Here is a 22,826-nt window from a genome sequence, read left to right on the forward strand (position 1 = left end):
TTCTGGTTATGCCTTGGCTTTCCGCGCGGCCTTCTTCGGGGCGGTCTTGGCAGGCTTCGGCGCGGGGGCCGCATCTGCCTTGGCCCCACGGCCAATGGTGCGCTGACGCAGCTCTTGCAGGTAAAGATCGCCATAGATCGTCGTCGGTTCAAGCACCGCTTTTTCCGCCCATTCGTTCCAGGCGTTCACGAACAGCTCTTGCCGGTACGATGTGGGCAGGCGGTGCTTGGCAATCCGGCGCAACCAATAGCCAAAGCGCGCGGGGTTGGCCCCATAGGCGATATGCGCCTTCAGGCCACGGCGGGCGGTGTTGTCCCAGCTGGGCATCGCGCCGACGATGGTGTTTTCGGGCAGGCTGGCGACGTAGTCTTCGTTGACCGACTTGGCGATGACCTTGTTGTAATCGTAGATCAGCCCTTCGAAGGCACCATGCACCTCGCGGCCAAGATGGTTGCCCAAAGGCCCGCCGAACAGGAAATCCTCGCCGGTGACAAGCCCGTGCGGCGGCATTTCCACCCAGAAGTCAAAGATGTCATCCGCAACCGGGTTCTCGCCATCGACGTGGAAGCAGACAGCGCCCAGCTCGACCTCACCGATGCCGGCCTTGCGCCATGCCTCGCGCATCCGCGCAACGCTGCCTGCGGGGTCGGGCATGTCTTCGGGGCGGTAGATCATGAAACGCGGGCGCGTGCCATCGGGGCGCATATAGCGGGCATCGCGCATATAGGGCAGGCTGTCTTCGACCAGCTTGTCTTCGAAGCCGTCCTTATAGGTCTGCTCCAGCAGCACCGTGCCCGACAGACCATCCCAGTTGCGCCGCCAGCTTTCATTGGCCCAGCACAGGTAGAAGGGGAAATCGATGTCGGGGCGCTTTAGCAGACGGTCCAGCGGCTGTTCCAGCACGCGGCGGCCATCGAACCAGTAGTGATAGACACAGAACGCGTCGATCCCGGCCTCTTTGGCCAGCTTGGCCTGTTCGCCCAGGGTTTCGGTGACGCGCAGATCGTAAAAGCCCAAGTCAGACGGGATCAGCGGCTGGGTGTGACCGGCAAACAGGCTTTGCGCTGCGACAGTGCCGCGCCATTCGGTAAAGCCCTTGCCCCACCAGGCATCGTTTTCCGCGATCGGGTGGAACTGCGGCAGGTAGAACGCGCTGGTGAAGGCCGGGCGCGGCAGCGGTTCGGGCGCGGGTGCCTTGGCTTTTTCGACCAGCTGCGTGGTCTGCACGACCCCCTGCCCCGCCGACATGGCCAGAAAGCCCATGGTCCGTTCCAGCGCATGGGCCAGCGTGCCATCGACCTGCGCGGTTTCAAGGTCGAAATGCCCCTCTTCGAGACGCATCGCCTTGAGCAGCCCGAGCATCAGCGGCGTCATCCAATAGATCGACCCGGCCGGGAAGCTGAGGATGTCCCAACCGATTTCGATCTCAAGGCGGCGCATCAGATGCTGGGTGATCTCATAGTTGGAGCCCCACCATTCGGTGCCGGTGAAATGCTGACCATCGGCCACCCAGAAGGCGCTGTCGGGATCGGCCAGGAAGGTGTCCAGCAGCTCTTGCAGGCCCTCTTCGGGCAGGATGCCGCCCACCAGATGCTGACGCCAATGGTCGCCATCTTCGCGGTGCGGGGATTTCTTGGTGTGGATCTTGGCCACGGCCTCATAGCCGTCCAGACCGCCGGAATTGACCAGCGTCATAAAGGGCAGGATATCACGGCCCCGGTTCGGCACCGGCAGGATCGTGGCGCTGGGGAATTGCTGCTGGATCTCGGCACTCAGCGCGTCGCTTTCCTCGCCCCGATAGGTGAGGGTGACAAAGAGGTCGAAATCAATCGGCAGATTGGCCAGACGCTCGGCGAATTCCGGCCAGACGTCGGGATAATAGATATGCGCCACGACGGCATAGCGGGCGCGGGTCCGCTCCGGATCGAATCGCAGCACCTTGCGTTCGACCTGCGGCAGCTCTTCGACCTTGGGCAATTCCTTGGTGACCCGCGATTCCTTATGCCCGCCGATCACGTAATGATAAAAGGGCGACATCCCCAGCGCATCCACATCCGGGTTGTAGCGCAGATAGGCACGGGGCGAGAAATCGGGGTTCGGCCGATAGCCGCGCTTTTCGCCATAAACGATGTAATGGCGCAGCGGAAACCTGTGGAACCACGGGTGGATGGCCGGGTAGGCGCCTTTGTAGAAGACCGGATCAAACAGATCTGTGGCTTTGGCGGCTTTTAGAAACGCACGTTCTTCTTTGGTCAGAAACAGAACACGCAGAAAGCGGGAAATCCGCGCGAACGGGCTGTTCAAATCTTCGGTCATATGAATTTGGTCCTACTTGCAGACCTGCACGGAATAGCAACGCCCCCCGGCAGTGGCAAACGCTTTTGCCCCCTTACGCGCCCTCATCCAGAATGATCGCGTGGAACCGATGCAAAAGCAGCATCCCAAGCGCGCTCAGAACCAATGCGACGGCGTAGACGTACAGCTCGGACACATGGACCGCGTCATATGTGTCATAGATGCCCCGGCGCAGCATCATGATCGGATGGGCGAACGGGTTCCACAGCAGCATCGAGCGGATATGTTCGGGCAGGGGATCAAGCAGAAAGAAAATGCCCGAGACAATGAACAAAGGCCGGTTCAGCACCGACCAGATGAATTGCCACAGGTGGAACATGCTCATCAGATAGCAATTCACCACCCCCACCCCAAAGCCAAGCGCCGTGGCCATGGCAAAAGCGCGGGCGCAATCCAGATAATTCACCCGGTATTCACCGCCAAACAGAACCGCCGTCAGAACCAGCAAGGCCACGGTGATGATCACCTGCGTCAGCGTGTTCAGAAACAGCCGGGCCATGATCGCATCGACATAGGTCACGCCCGGATAGGACAGCAGCGGCTTGGAATAACGGATCGCCACCCCCACCTTGGCCGAGGTCGTCTGATACATGACGAAGGGCAGCATGCCGGTGGCAAAGAACAGCGGAAAGTTCGATCCCAATGGCGGGGTCCGGGCAATCATGCCAAAGACCGCCGTCATCACCAGAATCCCGCCAATCGGTTCGGCGAAGGCCCAGACATAGCCGCCGGGGGACCGGCCGTAGGTCGTGCTCATTTCCCGCAGCATCAGCGCAAAGACCGATCGGAAGAACACAAATCGCGGTTTGGCAATCACTGCGTCTGACACGCGCCCCACCCTTATTCTGCCTGTCCGGCCTTTGCCGGACCCTTGCCGGTCTAGAAGATTCCCCCTTGCATTGCGAGAGAGAAAACCCGAATTCTACCCGCATTGTATTTCATCACGTGAGGGCGGACCCATTTCGCAAGCACCCGCGACCCCGCCGGCACAGCCGGCCGCTGCCCCGGCCAAGCCCAGCCCGAAGATCCCCCGGAATGCGGGCAAGGCCCGTGCCCGCAAACGGCATTTCGTCATCCTGTTCAGCGTGTTCATGGTGGTGATCGCCCCGCTGCTGGCCACGATCCATTACCTGTATTTCGTGGCCGAGGATCAATATGCCTCCAGCTTCGGCTTTGCCGTCCGCTCTGAGGAAACCTCGCTGGCCAGTGGCCTGTTGGGCGGGCTTGCCAGCCTGTCGGGCGGCAGCAGTTCCTCCGATACGGATATCCTTTACGAATACATCCAAAGCCGGTCCTTGGTGGAAAAGATCGACGATCAGCTGGACCTGGAGACGATCTATTCGCGCCCCGAGGCCGATCCGATCTTTGCCTATGACACGAGCGGCGAAATCGAAGATCTGGTCCGGTTCTGGAACAAGATGGTACATGTCAGCTATGCTGCGGGCAGCGGCCTGCTTGAGGTCGAGGTCAAGGCCTTCGCCCCCGAGGATGCCCTTGCCATCGCCAATGCGGTGATCGTGGAATCGACCACCATGATCAACGATCTGTCCGCCATCGCCCGCGAAGACGCCACGCGCTATGCCCGCGAAGATCTGGAACAGGCCGTGGCCCGGCTGAAATCCGCCCGCGAGGCGCTGACCCGCTTCCGGTCGGAAACCCGCATTGTCGACCCCAGCGCCGATATTCAGGGCCAGCTTGGTCTGGTCAATTCGCTTGAGGCACAGCTGGCCGGGGCAATCATTGAACTGAACCTGCTGCTGGAAACCGCCCGCGACAGCGATCCGCGCGTCGAAACCGCGCAACGCCGCATCAGTGTCATCCAAACCCTGATCGAGGAAGAGCGCCAGAAGTTCGGCCTTGGCCGGGGCAGTGACCCTGAAAGCGGACAGGATTATTCGACCCTATTGGGCGAGTTTGAGCGCCTGACCGTCGATGTGGAATACGCCCAGAAAAGCTATCTGGCCGCCCAGACCGCGCTGGATGCCGCCCAGGCCGATGCCCAGCGTCAAAGCCGCTATCTGGCGACCTATGCCCGCCCGTCGCTGCCGCGCTCATCGCAATATCCCGAACGGTTCCAGCTGTCGGCCGTGACCGGCGCGATGCTGCTGTTGATCTGGTCGATTGGCGTGCTGATCTATTACAGCCTCCGGGATCGCCGCTGAGGTCCGGGCCATGATCGAGCTGCGGAACCTGACCAAGATCTACCGTCTGAACGGGGTCGCCAAACCGGTGGCCCGCGACATCAGCTTTACCTTTCCATCGGGGGAATGCGTGGGGCTGATCGGGCCGAACGGCGCGGGCAAATCCACCATGCTCAAGCTGATCGCAGGCACGATCCAGCCCGACAGCGGCGAGGTGATCCGCCACGGATCGGTGTCTTGGCCCGTGGGCTTTGCCGGCAGTTTCCACGGCGATCTGACCGGATCGCAAAACGTGAAATTCGTCGCCCGCCTGTACGGTGTGGACACCGATGAAATGACCGCCTTCGCCAAAGAGTTTTCCCAGCTTGGCGCGCATTTCCATCTGCCGGTGCGGACCTATTCGTCAGGCATGCGGTCGCGTCTGGCCTTTGCCATGTCCATGGCGGTGAAGTTCGACACCTATCTGATCGACGAAATCACCGCAGTGGGTGACGGCAGCTTTCAGGCCAAGAGCGAGGCCATGCTGCAAGAACGGCTCAAGACCAGCGGCGCGGTGTTCGTCTCGCACTCGCTGGCGCAGGTCGAACGGCTGTGTACCTCGGGGATCGTTTTGCAGAACGCGCGGTTCTTCTATTACGCCCGGATCGAAAAAGCGATCGAGCATTACGAACATACGATGAAGGGTAATTTCCCGCCCTGGCTGCGATAGCCGAAAGGCGGGAACTTTCGCGCGCGAAAGGTTTGCGCAGAGTCTGATATCAGACCCTATTGCGCCTGTTTGAGCCACTCTTTCAACTGAGCGATCATCGCATCCGTCACCCCGTCGCCGTCCAGCTCAACCCGGCCCGCACGGGCGCGCAGGCGGATACCGGGGGCCACGGGTTCGGGCGCAGGCATGGGGGCAGGGCGGTTGCCCGCGTCAGGTTTGGGGCCGCGCAGGGCAGCCTCCAGCGCGCTGCGCTCTTCCTCGGCGCTCATGTCGGCGTGCAGGGTTTTGGCCACGGCCCCCACAAACCCATCATCGGCCAGCACCGCCTTCGACAGCGCCAGACCCAGACGTTCGGGGATCTGTTCGGGAAAGCGCAGCACACCGTCAAAGGCCGCAACCAGGGGCATGAAGGATTTCACCTTTGACCGCTTGGAAAAGGAGGCGCTGGAAAACAGGCTCTGAAGCGCGGCCTTGTCACTGTCGAACACGCCCGCCTGAACCGCCTGAACCACGATCCGCGCCCGCTCATAAAAGGACAGATCGGCGCGGATCTCGTTTTCTTCGACCATGGCGACATAGGCGGCGGGCCGGTCCTCGGGTCGGCGCAGCAGCGCCTGCACCGTGGTCGCGCCGCCCTCATCCGCCAGTTCACGCAGCGCCCGCAGACGCCGCCACCCCGAGATCAGCCCGTATTGCCCGTTGCCCAGATCCGTCACCTCGACCGGGGTCTGCTGACCACGGGCGCGCAGGCTGTCTTTCAGGGCGGTCATTTCGTCGGCGTTGCAGGCCATCCGGTCACGGATCAGATGATCCTCACGCACCGCGCTCAGCGGCAATTGCAGCACCATGCGCCCGTCGCGTTGGGCGGCGTGCAATTCGGCCTGCACCTGTTCGAAGGCAGCGTTCACCGCCACATCGCCCGCCACCTGCGAGATCGGCGCCCGCGCCCCAAGACCGGCGGCCGCGCTGCTGGGGGCCGATGCCGGGGCGGTGCCAAAGACATCGCCGGGCGGCGGGGTCAGACGTTTGCGTTTTGCCATGGCTCTGTCTCCTCTCAGCTGGCGGCGCGGGCCGCGTCGGCCTCGCTCAGCTCTTCGCGGCGCCACACGCCCAGAAGCAGCCGTTTGAAGGCGGCATAGGTCTGATCGAACGTGGCGCGCCCCCGCACATAGGTTTCGCGGTTGAAGTCGCGATAATCGGCCTCATAGATGCCAGCGGCCTGTTCCCCCGCCTGTCCGATCAGCGCGGTGAAATCCTGCCGGTGCGGGCTGAGCGTATCGCCCAGGTAGGCCTGCATCAGCGCGGCCAGTTCCGCCTGCTGGCTGGCATCGAACCGGGTGATGACCGTGCGCACCGCATCCCATTCAAAGCTCAGTTCAGGCCGGCCAAGGGCGCGGGCGGCCATGTTCTCGCCCTCCTCGATGCTGGCAAAGGTCGAATGCAGCATGTCAAAGAACCGGCCGGTGGAATCGAACTCAAGGAAAGACGCGCCCATCGGCACCAGCAAGATATCCGCCGCCGCCAAACCATTGATCGTCAGATAGCCAAGGGCAGGGGGGGTATCGAGGAAGATCACGTCATAGGCATCCAGCACGCCATCCGCCTCAAGCGTTTCGGTCAGCGCATCCCACAGCTTCCAGCTCCGCCCTTGCATCCGCCAGACGGGGATCTGGAATTCGGCCCAATAGAGGTTCAGCTGTGCGCCGATCAGGTCGATATTGGGCCAGTGGGTTTTCTGGATCAGATCGGGGGCCTTGACCTTCAGCGCATCGGACAGCGTGTCATCCAGCGGCTTGGGATCGTCGCCCCGGTCGATCCGGGCGCGGTTTTCCGATTGCAGGGCGGTGGCGTAATGGCGGGCCAGCAGCGGAAAGACCGTCTGCCATTCGTCCTCGACCTTGCCATTGAAGATCGAGGTCATCGAGCCTTGGCTGTCCAGATCGATCACCAGAACCTTGTAGCCATCCAGCGCCGCGCTCATGGCCAGATGCGCCGCCGTGCTGGTCTTGCCGACCCCGCCTTTGAAATTGGCGACCGCAACCATTTTCGCAGGCAGCCCCTCGGGGCGGTAGGGGCGGTATTCCTTGGCCTTCGATCCTTCGGCGGCGAAATGGGCCCGCAGGCGCAGCACCTCATCGAGGGTGAACCATTTGGCCCCGCCATCGGTTTCGCTATCGCCTTGGGGCAGGTGCGGGTTCTGCCGCAGCACCCGGCGGAAATGGGCCTGGGCGACGGGGATCAGATAGCGGGTGATTTCCCAGGTGGAGAATTTGCGCAGCGTCTTTTCGCCCGCCTCATTCAGCCCGCGTCCGGACAGATCTTCGCGGCCCAGACGGCAGCGCTCGGCGATCTGGCCAAAGCCATCCGCTGTCACGGGGCGGCCCAGATCGTGCAACGCGCTGTCGGGGGAGATGTTGAAATAGGGGGGAAGCTCGGGGGTGTCCTGTGCCATTGCTGCCTCAATGTGCTGTGTTTTGCGCAGTATATCGAAAAAGACAGCACATGGAAGCGTTCTGCGCACATCTAGTGAGACGCTTTTACTTTTCTAAGTATATTCAATGGTTTGCCATAGGCTCGCGGGGGCATCTTATGGCGCAAGGACAGGGGGGTCTTAATCAGCCCCTGTTATTTTTTCTGTTATTTTATAGTTAAGGGGTCTGGGTGACTTCTGAAAAGCCTTTTGTTTCAGACTTCTTGGGGCCATCCGCTGGGGCAGCCTGACTCTGAAACCACGAATATCCGATTCCGAAACCACGGCAAGCCGACTCTGAAACCACGTCTTTGGCGGGCGGGCTTCTGGACGGGGTCTGTGGATAACTTTAGGATCAGCGTAATTGAAACCACGAAGCAGATTCGCATGGCGATCCGGGGCCAACCCGGACCCAAGGCGAATGGGAACAGGCCGATGACGCGCGCGGGGCTCTTGCCCGACCACCATCCTACGGCGGATTTTTTCGTCTGCGACATCTTCGATGCCGCGCCCAAGGATGACATGGGCTCGATGGAGCATCCGATGTTCTCGCTCTCGACCCGGCCTGACCGGCGCATCCTCAGCTATGAGCATAACGGCGTGCAGATCGAAGTCACGCCCTCGGTGCGGGGGCTGGCGACGATCCACGACAAGGATGTGCTGATCTATTGCATCAGCCAGTTGATGGCGGCGGTGAATGCGGGCCGGGCGATTTCGCGCACCCTGCATCTGAAGGCGCATGATCTGCTGGTGGCCACCAATCGCGAAACCTCGGGCGATGGGTACAAGCGTCTGCGCGATGCGCTGGAACGGCTGGCCGGCACGCGCATCACCACCAATTTCGAAACCGGCGGCCAAGAGGTGACCACCGGCTTTGGCCTGATCGAAAGCTGGCAGATCGTGCGCAAGACGCGCGGCGGGCGCATGGTCAGCGTGGCCATCACCCTCAGCGACTGGCTGTTCCGGGCGGTGCTGTCGAAATCGGTCCTGACCCTCAGCCGCGATTACTTTCGCCTGCGAAAGCCCCTGGAGCGCCGCATCTATGAGCTGGCGCGCAAACATTGCGGGCGGCAGGCGGGCTGGACGGTCTCGGTTGATACGCTGCTGAAGAAATCCGGCAGCGCCAGCCCGCGCCGGGTGTTCCGCAAGATGCTGCGCGACATGATCGCCGCCGATCTTCTGCCCGATTACCGCATCGAAGAAGAGCCGGGCGATCTGATGCGCTTTTCCCGCCGCGATGCGGTGCTGGAACCGGGCACCGTTCCGATCCTGTCACAGAATGCGCTGGATCAGGCGCGCCGCCTTGTGCCGGGGGCCGACGTCTACGCCCTGCAAGCCGAGTGGCACGCCCATTGGCAGGCCCGCGGCGGGCTGCGCCTGCGCTCGCCCGATAAGGCCTTCCTTGGCTGGTTGGCCAAGCGCTGATCTGTGCAGTCGCAGCAAATCAGGGGATGACTCCGCCCCCCCGGATTGTTAAGCCATCAAATGAATTTGATGCCCATTTATGAATAGCGAGCCTGACCTTGCAGATTGAAAAGACCGCCCTCAATGGCGTGCTGATCCTGACCCCGCCGCGCTTCGGCGATCATCGCGGGTTCTTCTCGGAAAGCTGGAACAAGAAGCGCCTCGAAGAGGCCGGGCTGGAGATGCCCGAATTTGTCCAGGACAACCATTCGCTCTCGGCCCAGGTGGGCACCGTGCGCGGCCTGCATTTTCAGTCGCCGCCCCATGCGCAGGGCAAGCTGGTGCGCTGCGGCAAGGGCCGTCTGTTTGATGTGGCGGTCGATATCCGCAAGGGCAGCCCGACCTATGGCCAATGGGTCGGCGAAGAACTCAGCTTTGAGAATGGCCGTCAGCTGTGGATTCCGGGCGGTTTCCTGCACGGGTTCATGACGCTCGAACCCGATACCGAGATCATCTACAAATGCACCGATTACTATGCGCCCGATTGCGATGGCGCGGTGCGTTGGGACACCTGCGGCATTCAATGGCCGCTGGATGGCATCACCGCCGTTCTGTCTGACAAGGACGAAAAAGCCCCGGCCTTGGCCGAGTTCGACAGCCCGTTCACCTTCGAAGGATAAGCGCGATGAAACTTCTTGTAACGGGCGGGGCTGGCTTTATCGGATCGGCAGTGGTGCGTCAGGCCGTGGCCCAAGGCCATGAGGTGGTGAACCTCGATGCGCTGACCTATGCGGCCTGCCTTGAGAATGTGGCCAACGTGGCAGGCAGCCCGCTTTACAGCTTTGAGCAGGTAGACATCCGCGACGCCGCCGCCGTTGAGGCCTGCATCGCCAAGCATGAACCCACCGCGATCATGCATCTGGCCGCGGAATCCCATGTGGACCGGTCGATCGACGGCCCCGGCGTGTTCATCGAAACCAATGTGATGGGCACCTACAACATGCTGCAATCGGCCCGCGCCTTGTGGGAACGCAAAGGCAAGCCCGCCGATTTCCGCTTTCACCATATTTCAACCGATGAAGTTTTCGGCTCTCTGCCCAATGATCCGGCAGTGCAGTTTACCGAAGACACGCCCTATGATCCGCGTTCGCCCTATTCGGCGTCCAAGGCCAGCAGCGACCATCTGGTCCGCGCCTGGCATGAAACCTACGGGCTGCCGGTGGTGCTGACCAATTGCAGCAACAACTACGGCCCCTATCATTTCCCCGAAAAGCTGATCCCGGTCATTATCCTCAATGCGCTGGCGGGGGCGCCGCTGCCGATCTATGGCGATGGCTCGAACGTGCGCGACTGGCTTTACGTCGAAGACCATGCCGATGCGCTGCTGTGCGTGGTGCAACAGGGCGAGGTCGGCCGCAGCTACAACATCGGCGGTGAGAACGAGCGTAGCAACCTTGAACTGGTCAAGACGCTTTGCGCGATCCTCGATACGAAGCGCCCCAAAGATACCGGTTCCTACGCCGATCAGATCACCTTCGTGACGGACCGTCCGGGCCATGATGCGCGCTATGCCATCAACCCCAACCGCATCCGCAACGAACTGGGCTGGCGGCCCAGCGTGACGGTCGAAGAAGGTCTGGAAAAGACTGTCGATTGGTATTTGAACAACGAAGCCTGGTGGCGCCCCTTGCAGCAGCGTTCGGGCGTGGGCGTCCGTTTGGGCACAAAGGCATAAGGATAGGTCTGATGAAGGTTCTGGTGTTCGGCGAAATCGGTCAGGTTGGCCAGGAATTGCAACGCCGCGCGGGCGATATCACCCTTGAGGTGCGCGGGCTCGACGAGGCCAATTTCGAAAACCCCGAGGCCTGCGCCGCCTTCGTGACAGCCACCGATGCCGATGCGGTGATCAACGCCGTGGCCTATACGGCCGTGGACCGCGCCGAAGAAGACGAGGCGCTGGCCCTGATGGTCAATGCCACCACCCCCGGCGCCATCGCACGCGCCGCCGCCGAACGCGGTCTGCCGATGGTGCATATCTCGACCGACTATGTGTTCGACGGGGCAGGGACCGCGCCCTTTGCCGTGGATCACCCCACCGGGCCTTTGGGCGCCTATGGCCGCACCAAGCTGGCGGGCGAAAAGGCCGTGCGCGATGCAGGCGGGGTTCATGCGATCCTGCGCACCTCTTGGGTGGTGTCGGCCCATGGCAACAACTTCGTCAAAACCATGCTGCGCCTTGGCGGCGAACGGGACAAGCTGACCATCGTGGCCGATCAGGTGGGCGGGCCGACCTGCGCCGCCGCCATCGCCGATGCCTGCCTGTCGGTCGCCGCGCAGCTGTGCGACGCTCCGGCGAAATCGGGCACCTATCACTTCTCGGGCGGGCCGGATGTCAGCTGGGCAGGTTTCGCACGCGAAATATTTGACCTCTCGGGCACCGATTGCGCGGTCGAGGATATTCCGACAACCGCCTATCCGACCCCGGCCAAACGCCCGCTCAATTCGCGGATGGACAATAGCCTGACCGAAGCGACCTTTGGCATTCCCCGCTCTGACTGGCGCGCCGGGCTGCGCGACATCCTGAGCGAGCTTGGCGCGCTCAAGGCCTGACGATTTTCAAGACGAAGGACATATTTTCATGACCAAGCGCAAGGGCATCATTCTGGCTGGCGGCTCCGGCACGCGGCTCTATCCCATCACCATTGGCGTGTCGAAGCAGCTTTTGCCGGTCTACGACAAACCGATGATCTACTACCCGCTCTCGGCGCTGATGCTGGCCGGGATCCGCGAGATCGCGATCATCACCACCCCGCAGGATCAGGACCAGTTCCAGCGCACGCTGGGCAATGGCAACCAGTGGGGGCTTGAGCTGACCTATATCGTTCAGCCCAGCCCCGACGGTCTGGCGCAGGCCTATATTCTGGCCGAGGATTTTCTGGATGGCGCCCCCAGCGCGATGGTTCTGGGCGACAACATCTTCTTTGGGCAGGGCCTGTCGCGGCTGCTGCGCGAAGCCGATGCGCAGGAAAGCGGTGGCACGGTCTTTGGCTACCGGGTGGCTGACCCCGAACGCTATGGCGTGGTGGCCTTCGATCAGGATGGCAATGTCACCCAGATCATCGAAAAGCCCGAGGTGCCGCCCTCGTCCTATGCGGTGACGGGTCTCTATTTCCTCGATGGCTCGGCCCCCGAACGCGCCCGCGCCGTCCAACCGTCTGAGCGCGGCGAGCTGGAAATCACCACGCTGCTGGAAATGTATCTGGCCGATGGCGCCCTGAGCGTGCAGCAAATGGGCCGCGGCTATGCCTGGCTTGATACCGGCACCCACGGCTCGCTTCTGGATGCGGGCAACTTCGTGCGCACACTGGAACGCCGCCAAGGCCTGCAAACCGGCAGCCCCGATGAAATCGCCTATGAACAAGGCTGGATCGACGACGACCAACTGCGGGCCCGCGCCCAGAAGTTCAAAAAGAACGCCTATGGGGATTACCTGCTGGGATTGTCGAGGGGGGGGTGATGGCCTCACTTTTGTGCAGTTGCTGAAATTTCATCCGAAACTCGCGTGTAGCTCGTTGCATTTTTTTGTCTGAAAAGTATAGATGCAGAAGGGTAGGATGTGTCCGCAAGTATATGAAAAAAATGGATATGATCTTTTTAGTAGCTTGCGAACTGTGTTGATTTTGACGACCTTAATTGCCCCAAGGAGACTGGGATGTCTGAAATTCATTTGTACACACCATATTATTTGTCTGAGGATCATGAGCGCCAGAAAGAATTGGACCGCTGTCTCGAGAAAAATATCGCAGTCGCCGAGGTGGACAAAATCTTTCTGATGATTGATGATGGTCACCAGCCGCCATTTACATCGGAAAAGATCGAGATCCTCGAAATCAAGGGGCGTCCCACCTATGTAGACTGGCTTGACTTTACGGAGAAATACAGTTCGAGTGCAATTTCGGTTCTGGCCAATTCTGACATTTACCTCGATAAGACGATTAAGGGCCTCGAAGATCTGTTTGCTTCAAGCACTCAGGCTTTTGTGGCGCTGAGCCGGTATGAAATCGAGGGCAGTAAGAGCTACATGCACAAAAACCCTCACTGGTCCCAAGACGTTTGGGCCATAGATGGGGCTGTTCCTGTACCCTCAGCCATTCGCAAAAAAATGGACATCCCATTGGGTGTACCGCGCTGCGACAACAAAATAGGCTATGTATTCTCGGTTCATGGCTATGATGTGTTCAATCCATGCGAGTTCGTACGTACCTATCATCTGCACGAAACGCAGATGCGTTCGTATGACAACCATATCGATAAGCGAATTCTGGGCGGTACTGCTTGGGTTTACCCATCCAAGACACTTACTACGCCGTCGCACATGGTGTTCGACTGTTGGACTCTCAAACCGGAGCCAATCGAGCGTATCAAAGTCAATGATACGATTATTGTGAAGGAACGGCAGGGGCTTGGAAGTACTAAAAGAAAACCTAGTAGTGCGATTGTAGCCTATGACCACAATTGGCAGTTTCCGGCAATCACCGAACAGCACGCCTTCAACAAAATGGCCGAGAAACTACATCTAAGCCATGATGACGGCAGTGTGAAGTACTTCGCCTTTCCTTGGGCCACGCTGATCGACAATCTTTTGCATAACAAAAAGAACCCTGAGAAAACGGCCTTCCTTCAGCAAAAGTTATATGCACAAAAGGCCAATTTGGCTGGCGCCAAGACAATTGTCACCACGTGTCAGCACATTCACATGCTGCGCTTTCAAAGCCTTTTTAATGAGATGGGCGTGACAGACATTTTCTGGTCACACGCGGTCACAGGTCAGGAGACTTTGCCAGAATTCAAGAACATCAATATTCATCCCTTCCCTCTCTATCCAGTTCAAGCGAAAGATGATTGGCGCCAGCCGTCAATGAAAAAGAAACACCTCTATTCCTTCGTTGGCGCTAAAGCGAACCAGTACTACCTTACAGAAGCGCGCAATATTATCATTGAAGATTTGTCCAAAACGCATACCGGATACGTAGTGGGTAATGAAACTTGGCACTACAACAAGGTGGTTTATGATCATCAGGTGCGTGGCACTGAAAAAAATGCAGATGCACTCGTTGATAACAAAGCGTCGGAAAATTTCAAGACCGTGCTGCGTCAGTCGGTCTTTTCGCTTTGCCCATCTGGCACCGGACCGAACTCAATTCGGTTGTGGGAATCTATTGGTCTTGGCTCAATTCCGGTCATTCTTGCAGAGAATTTGGCGCTTCCTGGCAGCCAAGAACTTTGGAAGGAGGCGGCTGTTTTTTGTAAGGAGGATAAAAAAAGTATTCTGGAAATTCCCCAGATCCTCAAAGATATACACAGTGATGCTGAAGCATTACAGCGCAAGCGACATGCGATGGCCCAGATCTGGAGGCTCTATGGAATCGATAATTTTGTCCATGACATATTGGCTTTGATGATCAAGAGGACGCAGGAGGCTCGCATCGCGCCGGTTGCGCCGATTGTCAACAAGGAGTCGTATCAGGAACGCACTCTCAATAGCATTACATCTCAGATTTTATTGTCACCTGAAGCGTTTAAACCTCGTTTAACTTCGGATCGCAAACTGATCGAAGGTCTTCTGGCTGAGGCTAAAGAGACTCAAAAAGAAATTTTTTATCGTGCCCTTGCGGTGCGTGACCTATCTTCTGCCTGGGGAAAAAAATAAAATGCGAATTCATATTATTGGGAGGCACGCCCATCGTACTCCGTTTGCTTATGAGGCTTACAAGCCACTTTTCCAGACGAAATTTGAGTATGTTGACGATGCGAAAAACGCCGATGTTATTTTATTTGGCTATGTGCTCAATATTGATGAAAACGAAGAAGAACTTGCCAAGCTATTGGAAAAGAAACCTAACATAAGGCTTGTCGTCGCCTCAGAGGAGCCGCTTTGGGATACAACTAATAGCGGGGATTTTCGAAAGCGTCACAACACAAGAAAGACAAAGAGCCATTCCTTTTCATATTCTGTAATAAATCATCACACTTCAAATGCGTATGAGTTCATTCGCTTTCCGTATTTTTTGACAACTGAAAATGAGTACTTCCTACGCTACGCGCATGAGTTCTCGGCAAACGTCCAGAAGTCTGCTGAGGAAATTCTGAGAAACTGGGGTTCTGCAAAAACCAAGTACACGTTTTTCGCTGAAAATCGTGACTTGGTTAAGAAGTATAGCGTTTCTCACCCAGACATCGAGACTTATGGTCTTTCAGTTTACCGCACCGATGTTGCTAAAGCCATGCCTGACAATCAGTCGATGCGCGTGGGGCAGGGCTGGGGGGCTAAGCAAACGCGGCAATCTTTGCCGGATTGGCATCTGGACAAGATCCAACACTTACAGGATCGATCATATATCATCTCGGCAATCGAGAATACCAACCAGCGTAACTATATATCAGAGAAGATCTTTGACGCTTTCGCTTGTACTGGTGTACCGCTCTATTGGTGCACGGCATCACATAGGGTGCATGAACTGGTAGATGGCAATTCGTTCATAAACTTGTATGATCTTACTCCTGAAAAGGCATCCCAGAAGGTCAAGCTTTTTAAGCCGAATGCGGCCTATCTGGAAAGTTATAGGCAGGCTCAGGCGGATCTCTCGGCTCTGTTTCGGAACTATGATGAGTTCGTTGACGAACGGATACAGTTCTTTAAACGGTTCTCTGCCGAGCTGGAAACCATTGTGAAAGAACGCAGCACGGAGGTGGTATGATTGCTTTTTTCGTGAAGTATGCGATCTTGGACTGCTATACAGTTTACAGTTATCCGTGGGGCCGGATAGGCATGTCGGTAAGAAGACTTTGAAAGTGAGCCGGAATGACCCCTAAGAAAAGCCAGACACCACCCATTTCGGCCAAAGGCTTCTACGCGAGCCAGGTTCGAGCTGACTTGTGTGAACAGAGACTTGACGGGACCTCCTTGCGCCCCTTGTCACAGTTTGAGGCTTTGACTGATGAGTCTCAGATCACAGTTTTTATCTATAACTGTGCAGAGAGGTTTTTGGTAAACTCACTGGCTGAAGGGGGGCGGCTTGATTCAGCTCTGGCTCAGTGGGGCGAAGAAGCAAAGGTGTTGCTTGGGATCAAGAAAAAGTTTCGGCGGTCCGTACTTTTAGTGGACGAGGAAATGGTTCTTGCCGCTGATGCTGCTGCTCCTGGCATGTCAACCTTGCTATCTGCACTTGGAAACGGGGTTTCTTCTTTAACTGAGGTTGGCAAGCCCGCGGCTGACCCACTGCTGATGTCGTTGGCTATTCAAACAGTGCGATGTACCCCTGAAGTAGAGACTTTGAATTTTGAACTTGAAGCCATTGCTCTGCCTCATGAACGGAATTTTTTTACTCTAGAAACCGCGCGGCGGGGGTTCGGGGCTTTTCAAAAGGCCCGTCAAGCCGAGACCGACCTTAAGGCTGTTCAAAGCAAATATTCTCAATTGTCAGCCGCCCTAGATGAAGAAAGCGATCTTCTTCAAGCGCATATTTCTGAGCTTGAAGCATCTCTCAGAGATACTATGGAAGAGGTGCATGTTCATTCTGAGGCCGAGACTAGTTTAAGCTTCCAGTTGGTTGGGCAGATTGCTGATGCTCAAAAAAACCAAGCGGAGCGAAGTGTGCTCCTCGATCACTTAGGGGAAGTGACACTGGAGGTAGCTCAAGCCAGAGCAACGTTGACAAGTCAAGACGAAGCAATTTCACTAATGAATTCTGCTTTGGTCAGCGAGAGGAGCAAGTTTTCGAAGGCAGAAAAACGTCGTCGCCAAGTCGCGCTCGAGCTGGCAGCTAGCCAAGAAAGCCTACAACTGGTGCTGAGAGAGGCAGATGCCAAGGCCAAGGACGATGCGGAGGCGCTGCGGGCAAGCGAGGCAACTTCCGCAAGCTTGAGGAAAGAGCTTGATACAGCGGCGAAGCGATTGAGCACGGTTGAAGCCAAGGCCAAGGACGATGCAGAGGCACTGCGGGCAAGCGAGGCAACTTCCGCAAGCTTGAGGAAAGAGCTTGATACAGCGGCGAAGCGATTGAGCACGGTTGAAGCCAAGGCCAAGGACGATGCAGAGGCACTGCTCTCTGAACGTGATCTTCTTTTGGCACACTTGACAGAATTGGCTCAAGAGCTTGAGCAAAAGCTGGATGTAATTGCAGGCAAAGAAGCCGAGCTTAAGAAGGCTGATGAAGCCTTGAGTTTGGAGAAGCACACTCTGTCTGAGGTGCATGAGCGCTATCAGAGTCTGGGTCGGGAGATGTCGAGAAAGCTCGACCTAGCCAATAAGTCGCTACAGAGCATGCAGCAGGACATGGTCAAGCTTCAAGCGGCTGTCGCCCAAGGTGAGGCTTTGTCTGCAAGTCAGCGTGCCGAGATTGAGGCCAAAACAGTTAGCCTATTTGAACTTGATCAGGCGTTGGCGGAGTTAACGAAAGGGCAAGGCCGGCTTTCGTCTCAGCTGGCTGAAAGCGAACAGAAAGTAGCTTCACTTCAAGCGGCTTGGACTGAACGGTCACGCACAGCGCAGGCACTACATGACAAGCTTGAGGCCGAGCGTAGCCAATGGCATGAGAAACTTCACCAAGCGGCGCAGCGAGAGCAGTATCTGTCTCAGCAGCTAAATTTGATCACAGGTGAATACGACAAGCTTATAGGCTCGCGTTCATGGCAGGTAACCGAACCGCTGCGGAGCGCCAATGTACTCCTTGCCAAAATCAAGAAACCTAAAAAGTGACATTATGCGTCAGCATTTAGAACAATCGTCTTTTGGGACTCTGCTGCTGATTGGAGCGGGGGAATTAAATGATTTGTCGACTGCGGTGGCGGCCGCCGAGCAGGTGATACTCGTTGAGCCGGACAGTGGACGCTTGAAATCGCTTGAGTTGGTCGATGACAAGGTGACAGTTTTGGAGGCCTTTGCTGGCCTTGAGGTCGGCAAAGCCGAGCTAAGCGTCTTTAACTTGCCTGGACTGTCTAGTTTAAAAACTCCGACAGGCCTGAAAGATCTATATCCAGGGCTTCGCGTTGTTCGAAAAGCGACCGTATCGGTTGCCCCTTTGGGCGACCTTATGGCTTTGCTTGATGCGAGACCTGCTCCATACGGTCTGATGTTAAACACTACAGGAGTTGAGGCCGACCTTCTGCAGGGGCTGATTGCCAATGGCGCGATCACGCGATTTTCGCGGATTGATCTGCGCACTGGTAAAGAGCCGCTGTTTGAAGGCGCGCTCCCTATAGATCAGGTAAAGGGTTTCTTGAGCGAGGCCGGTTTCGTCCTTTCGGCCCAGGATGATGAGGATCCGGACTGGCCTACAGCCACCTTTGATTTGGATGTGCAGGCTCTGAAACTCAAGACGCTGACCGAAGAATTGAGAGTGGTAAACGAGGCCGCTCAAAAGCGAGAAACTGCGCTAACAGTGTCCCTCGCGGCGGCTGAAGCAGAGCATGCAAAGACTATCTCGCGCGCGGAACAGGCAGAAGCAAAGATAAAGGATCTGGTCAGCGCCTTGGCCGATATTAAAAAGCAAGAAGCTGATGGGAAGGCCAAGTTTGCCGAGCTGGAAGCCACCCATCAGGCGCTTTTAAAAAAGGCGGACTGGCGGAATGGCCGTATTGGCGAGCTTGAAGCGGCTCTGAAAGAGCGTGAGGCTCAAATCACAGAGGCCAAAGCGATCAAGCAGGCTGGTGAAATGCGTATTCAGCAAGCTGAAGCTCGGGCCAATGAGTTGCAGGCCAATCTAACCGCTGAAGCCTCGTGCAAGGCTGATCTTCAGAGCAAGCTGGACCAACTCAGCACGGCTCACCAAGAACTAAGCACCAAAGCCGACTGGCGTGAGCGGCGAATCAAAGAGCTTGGTTCGGAAAAGGCCGCGTTGGATGCTGCGGCGCAGTCCCGAGAAGCGGACTTGGTTCAGAAAATCTCTAACACTGATGCGAAGGCCAAGGAACTTGAAGGCAAGCTGAATGCTGCCCAAAAGCAAGAAGCTGATGGGAAGGCCAAGTTTGCCGAGCTGGAAGCCACCCATCAGGCGCTTTTAAAAAAGGCGGACTGGTGGAATGGCCGTATTGGCGAGCTTGAAGCGGCTCTGAAAGAGCGTGAGGCTCAAATCACAGAGGCCAAAGCGATCAAGCAGGCTGGTGAAATGCGTATTCAGCAAGCTGAAGCTCGGGCCAATGAGTTGCAGGCCAATCTAACCGCTGAAGCCTCGTGCAAGGCTGATCTTCAGAGCAAGCTGGACCAACTCAGCACGGCTCACCAAGAACTAAGCACCAAAGCCGACTGGCGTGAGCGGCGAATCAAAGAGCTTGGTTCGGAAAAGGCCGCGTTGGATGCTGCGGCGCAGTCCCGAGAAGCGGACTTGGTTCAGAAAATCTCTAACACTGATGCGAAGGCCAAGGAACTTGAAGGCAAGCTGAATGCTGCCCAAAAGCAAGAAGCTGATGGGAAGGCCAAGTTTGCCGAGCTGGAAGCCACCCATCAGGCGCTTTTAAAAAAGGCGGACTGGTGGAATGGCCGTATTGGCGAGCTTGAAGCGGCTCTGAAAGAGCGTGAGGCTCAAATCACAGTACAGCTAACTAAGATTGAAAAACTAGAGACTACAAATGTCGCAGCTACAGAGCATTCTCAAAGCCTGAAAACTGCTCTAGACAAACAGATTTCAGATGCGAAAGCCTCTGAAAAATCTGCGATAGAAAGGCGTGACGCGGTGGAAGACAGCCTTGCAATGTCTCTGCGGACACAGGCTATGCTGCAGGGCGACTTGCGGGATTTGCAAGAAAAGTATCAAGAGGTGCTAGCGGTCAAAACTAAGCAGCAGGCACTGTTGGATGCACTTAAACCGCGTTTGCAGCAGGCTGCGCAGTATCTGCAATTGCAACAATCCGAGGCTGAAGATGCCCACATTATCGCTGAAGTTGGTACGTCGGAAAAATCGGTAAGGGCTCGGAAAAAAAAATCTGCCAAAAGTGCAAAGAGAAAAACAAAGTGACCAAACCGGGATGGTGAAAACAACTGCATATCGGGCGGATCTCAAGGCTGAGTTGGATCGCGCCCTTGATTTGCTGAGCGACTATAGAGCCGCTTCAGGCCAAGGCCAGTTGGCACCGTTGTCAAGCTTACTTGAGGAATGCGAAACCTTGTGTGCCGAGGTTGCTGCCGAAAACGCGACTGTGTTTCGTAGCTTGCACCATTTTGCATGTAGCGGTGGCACTCTGATTTCGAAATGTGTGGGAGCTTTGCCCAATACGGTTCTGCTGAGCGAGATTGATCCGCTGAGCACGTTGCATTTTAGAAAACAACTCATACGACCATTTTATCCGACAGATGTCGTCTCAGATCTGTACTTTAACCCACGAATCTCTGACACATCTATTCAGAAAGATGTCTTTCTTGCAGGAATCTCCAAAATGCAGGAAACCCTGAACGGGAGAGGGCTGAACCTCGTGTTGCGAGACCATGCTCATTCACAGTTTTGCTTCAATGTAGATCCTGAAGCCCGCGCCACGCTGTATGAGATCCTTCAGCCAGCTGGCCAAGTACATGGGGCGGTCACCCTCCGCCATCCGCTGGATTCATATCTCTCGCTTGCAGCGAACAAATGGCGCCATTTCGAGCCTTTCACACTGGACGAATATTGCCGCCGTTATGATCTGTTCTTGGATCGTTACGTAGGTCTGCCTTGGATCAAGTACGAAAGCTTTCTTGATCGTCCGGAAGACGTCCTCGCTGAGATTGCTGTAGCTCTGAAGCTCCCCTTCAACGCGGCTGCGCTAGATGCGGCCATGGTAATGAAATTGTCTGGCGACAGCGGTCGGGGTGGTACCAAGATCAGCAGGCGCCCAAGGCGCGAAATTCCAGAACATATTCAACAGGAAGCTGAACAAAGCGAACGCTTCGCTCCACTATGCGGCCGCATGGGGTACGAAGTATGAGCATTTTCATAACCATCGACCGCGTCTCGCACGCTCTGCGGCAATGTTTGTCGCACTGGCTCTTGCGCTATCAAGGCACATGGGCTTTTAAGAACAGGATATGGCTCTGACCTCGTCGAGACCCCAAGTACATACGGATAGAATTATGACTAAAAAAGCATTGATCACTGGCGTCACCGGTCAGGATGGTTCCTACCTGGCAGAATTCCTGCTGGAAAAAGGCTATGAGGTTCACGGCATCAAGCGCCGCGCCTCGCTGTTCAACACTGGCCGCGTCGATCACATCTATCAGGATCCGCATGTCGATAATGCCAACTTCCGCCTGCATTACGGCGATCTGACCGACACCTCGAACCTGACCCGCATCCTGCGTGAAGTGGAGCCCGACGAGGTGTATAACCTTGGCGCCCAAAGCCACGTGGCCGTGTCGTTCGAAGCGCCCGAATACACCGCCGACGTGGATGCCATCGGCACCCTGCGTCTGCTGGAGGCGATCCGCTTCCTGGGTCTGGAAGAAAAGAGCCGCTTCTATCAGGCCTCGACCTCGGAACTTTACGGTTTGGTTCAGGAAATCCCGCAGAAGGAAACCACCCCCTTCTACCCGCGTTCGCCCTATGCCGTGGCCAAGCTGTACAGCTACTGGATCACCGTCAACTACCGCGAAGCCTATAACATGTATGCCTGTAACGGCGTGCTGTTCAACCACGAGTCCCCCCGCCGCGGCGAGACCTTCGTGACCCGCAAGATCACCCGCGGTCTGGCCAATATCGCGCAAGGCCTTGAGCCGTGCCTGTTCATGGGCAACATCGACAGCCTGCGCGACTGGGGCCATGCCAAGGACTATGTGCGCATGCAGTGGATGATGCTGCAGCAGGACGTGGCCGACGATTTCGTCATCGCCACCGGCGTGCAGTATTCGGTGCGTGAGTTCATCACCTGGTCGGCCAAGGAACTGGGCGTGACGATTGAATTCACCGGCGAGGGCGTCGAAGAGATCGGCACCGTCACCGCGATTGAGGGCGACGACGCACCGGCGCTGAACGTCGGCGACGTGATCGTGCGCATCGACCCGCGCTACTTCCGTCCCGCCGAGGTGGAAACCCTGCTGGGCGATCCGACCAAGGCCAAGGAAAAGCTGGGCTGGGTGCCGGAAATCACCGTTCAGGAAATGTGCGCCGAAATGGTCGCCTCGGACCTGAAAACCGCCAAACGTCACGCCCTGCTCCGCGAGCACGGCTACGACCTGCCGGTGGCTATCGAAGGGTAAGTGGTGGGGGCAGATTCTACAGGGCCTATCCGTCTTTGATGCTGAGAAGTCCGCCTTCGACCGTTTGGGCTATACCGCGCCATTGCCTTTGGCGCGGCCTGAACTGACGCAGGCCATTTTCGCAGCGTATAAAGGCAGCCTGTATCATCGGAACCCGCATAGCGATCTGAACCTGCACCGGTTCCGTTCCGGTCTTCTGCGAGCAATGCTCGCTATAGAGGAGACGGGATATGGCACCCAAACACAGTGAAGACTTCAAACGCGATGCGGTTCGGATCGCGACGCACAGCGGCCTGACACGCCGACAGGTTGCCTCAGACCTTGTGACCTGCCACTGAACTTTCATCCAGCCGCGACCGGAGTCCGGTTGGTGTTTACGCCGATCGGCGCAGGTTGAGTGACCTGCCACTGAACTTTCATCCAGCCGCGACCGGAGTCCGGTTGGTGTTTACGCCGATCGGCGCAGGTTGAGCAATCGCCCGACGCGCGGAGCTTTCATTTCGCGCAGCGGGGCGGGCGATTGCG

17 protein-coding genes are annotated in these 22,826 nt (G+C 57.2%); 13 read left to right on the plus strand and 4 right to left on the minus strand.

Annotation, left to right across the window (positions count from 1 at the left end):
• Positions 1–6: 6 nt before the first annotated feature.
• Together PRI8871_RS18000 and PRI8871_RS18005 are read right to left on the minus strand one after the other, a co-directional pair.
• Positions 7–2,316: a glycoside hydrolase family 99-like domain-containing protein gene (locus PRI8871_RS18000; protein WP_108887589.1), complete on the minus strand. Its 2,310-nt coding sequence runs from the start codon at positions 2,314–2,316 to the stop codon at positions 7–9.
• A gap of 73 nt (positions 2,317–2,389) precedes the next feature.
• Complete coding sequence (locus tag PRI8871_RS18005) at positions 2,390–3,184, minus strand: ABC transporter permease (RefSeq protein WP_245897949.1); 795 nt, start codon at positions 3,182–3,184, stop codon at positions 2,390–2,392.
• Between the two features lie 262 nt (positions 3,185–3,446).
• Here PRI8871_RS18005 and PRI8871_RS18010 point away from each other — a divergent pair, with 262 nt between their 5' ends.
• Positions 3,447–4,517 (plus strand): KpsE/RkpR family capsule polysaccharide export protein, encoded by a 1,071-nt coding sequence (locus tag PRI8871_RS18010; protein WP_245897951.1) that lies wholly within the window; start codon positions 3,447–3,449, stop codon positions 4,515–4,517.
• A gap of 10 nt (positions 4,518–4,527) precedes the next feature.
• Entirely contained in the window at positions 4,528–5,205 is a 678-nt protein-coding gene (locus tag PRI8871_RS18015) for an ABC transporter ATP-binding protein (RefSeq protein WP_108887590.1), read from the plus strand.
• 56 nt (positions 5,206–5,261) lie between these two features.
• On the opposite strand, the gene PRI8871_RS18020 is transcribed toward PRI8871_RS18015, so the two are convergent.
• Complete coding sequence (locus PRI8871_RS18020) at positions 5,262–6,245, minus strand: ParB/RepB/Spo0J family partition protein (protein WP_108887591.1); 984 nt, start codon at positions 6,243–6,245, stop codon at positions 5,262–5,264.
• Between the two features lie 14 nt (positions 6,246–6,259).
• Positions 6,260–7,657, minus strand: coding sequence for an AAA family ATPase (locus tag PRI8871_RS18025; protein ID WP_108887592.1), 1,398 nt, complete (start codon positions 7,655–7,657; stop codon positions 6,260–6,262).
• 453 nt (positions 7,658–8,110) lie between these two features.
• Between PRI8871_RS18025 and PRI8871_RS18030 the strand changes: the two genes are divergently transcribed.
• The 11 genes from PRI8871_RS18030 (at position 8,111) to gmd (ending at position 22,301) form a co-directional block, all read left to right on the plus strand.
• The gene (locus PRI8871_RS18030) at positions 8,111–9,100 is read left to right on the plus strand and encodes a replication initiator protein A (RefSeq protein WP_108887606.1); all 990 of its coding nucleotides are present in this window, start codon (positions 8,111–8,113) and stop codon (positions 9,098–9,100) included.
• Positions 9,101–9,198: 98 nt separating this feature from the next.
• The gene (gene rfbC / locus PRI8871_RS18035) at positions 9,199–9,759 is read left to right on the plus strand and encodes a dTDP-4-dehydrorhamnose 3,5-epimerase (protein ID WP_108887593.1); all 561 of its coding nucleotides are present in this window, start codon (positions 9,199–9,201) and stop codon (positions 9,757–9,759) included.
• A gap of 5 nt (positions 9,760–9,764) precedes the next feature.
• The gene (gene rfbB / locus PRI8871_RS18040) at positions 9,765–10,814 is read left to right on the plus strand and encodes a dTDP-glucose 4,6-dehydratase (protein ID WP_108887594.1); all 1,050 of its coding nucleotides are present in this window, start codon (positions 9,765–9,767) and stop codon (positions 10,812–10,814) included.
• An 11-nt stretch (positions 10,815–10,825) separates the two neighbouring features.
• On the plus strand, positions 10,826–11,689 hold the full coding sequence (gene rfbD / locus PRI8871_RS18045; protein ID WP_108887595.1) for a dTDP-4-dehydrorhamnose reductase: 864 nt from the start codon (positions 10,826–10,828) through the stop codon (positions 11,687–11,689).
• A 28-nt stretch (positions 11,690–11,717) separates the two neighbouring features.
• On the plus strand, positions 11,718–12,596 hold the full coding sequence (gene rfbA, locus PRI8871_RS18050; RefSeq protein WP_108887596.1) for a glucose-1-phosphate thymidylyltransferase RfbA: 879 nt from the start codon (positions 11,718–11,720) through the stop codon (positions 12,594–12,596).
• A 195-nt stretch (positions 12,597–12,791) separates the two neighbouring features.
• Positions 12,792–14,789: an exostosin domain-containing protein gene (locus tag PRI8871_RS18055; protein ID WP_108887597.1), complete on the plus strand. Its 1,998-nt coding sequence runs from the start codon at positions 12,792–12,794 to the stop codon at positions 14,787–14,789.
• Positions 14,758–15,837 (plus strand): glycosyltransferase family 10 domain-containing protein, encoded by a 1,080-nt coding sequence (locus PRI8871_RS18060; protein WP_181389522.1) that lies wholly within the window; start codon positions 14,758–14,760, stop codon positions 15,835–15,837. The genes PRI8871_RS18055 and PRI8871_RS18060 overlap by 32 nt, the downstream gene beginning before the upstream one ends.
• 233 nt (positions 15,838–16,070) lie before the next feature.
• Positions 16,071–17,837 carry a hypothetical protein gene (locus PRI8871_RS18065; RefSeq protein ID WP_219929050.1) on the plus strand — a complete coding sequence of 589 codons (1,767 nt, stop codon included), beginning with the start codon at positions 16,071–16,073 and terminating at the stop codon, positions 17,835–17,837.
• On the plus strand, positions 17,800–20,091 hold the full coding sequence (locus PRI8871_RS18070) for a hypothetical protein (protein ID WP_146188709.1): 2,292 nt from the start codon (positions 17,800–17,802) through the stop codon (positions 20,089–20,091). The genes PRI8871_RS18065 and PRI8871_RS18070 overlap by 38 nt, the downstream gene beginning before the upstream one ends.
• The gene (locus tag PRI8871_RS18075; protein WP_181389523.1) at positions 20,069–21,034 is read left to right on the plus strand and encodes a sulfotransferase family protein; all 966 of its coding nucleotides are present in this window, start codon (positions 20,069–20,071) and stop codon (positions 21,032–21,034) included. Before PRI8871_RS18070 ends, PRI8871_RS18075 begins: the two co-directional genes overlap by 23 nt.
• Positions 21,035–21,179: 145 nt before the next feature.
• Positions 21,180–22,301: a GDP-mannose 4,6-dehydratase gene (gmd, locus tag PRI8871_RS18080; RefSeq protein WP_108887602.1), complete on the plus strand. Its 1,122-nt coding sequence runs from the start codon at positions 21,180–21,182 to the stop codon at positions 22,299–22,301.
• Positions 22,302–22,826: the final 525 nt, after the last annotated feature.

This window comes from Pseudoprimorskyibacter insulae (assembly GCF_900302505.1).
Classification (GTDB): domain Bacteria; phylum Pseudomonadota; class Alphaproteobacteria; order Rhodobacterales; family Rhodobacteraceae; genus Pseudoprimorskyibacter; species Pseudoprimorskyibacter insulae.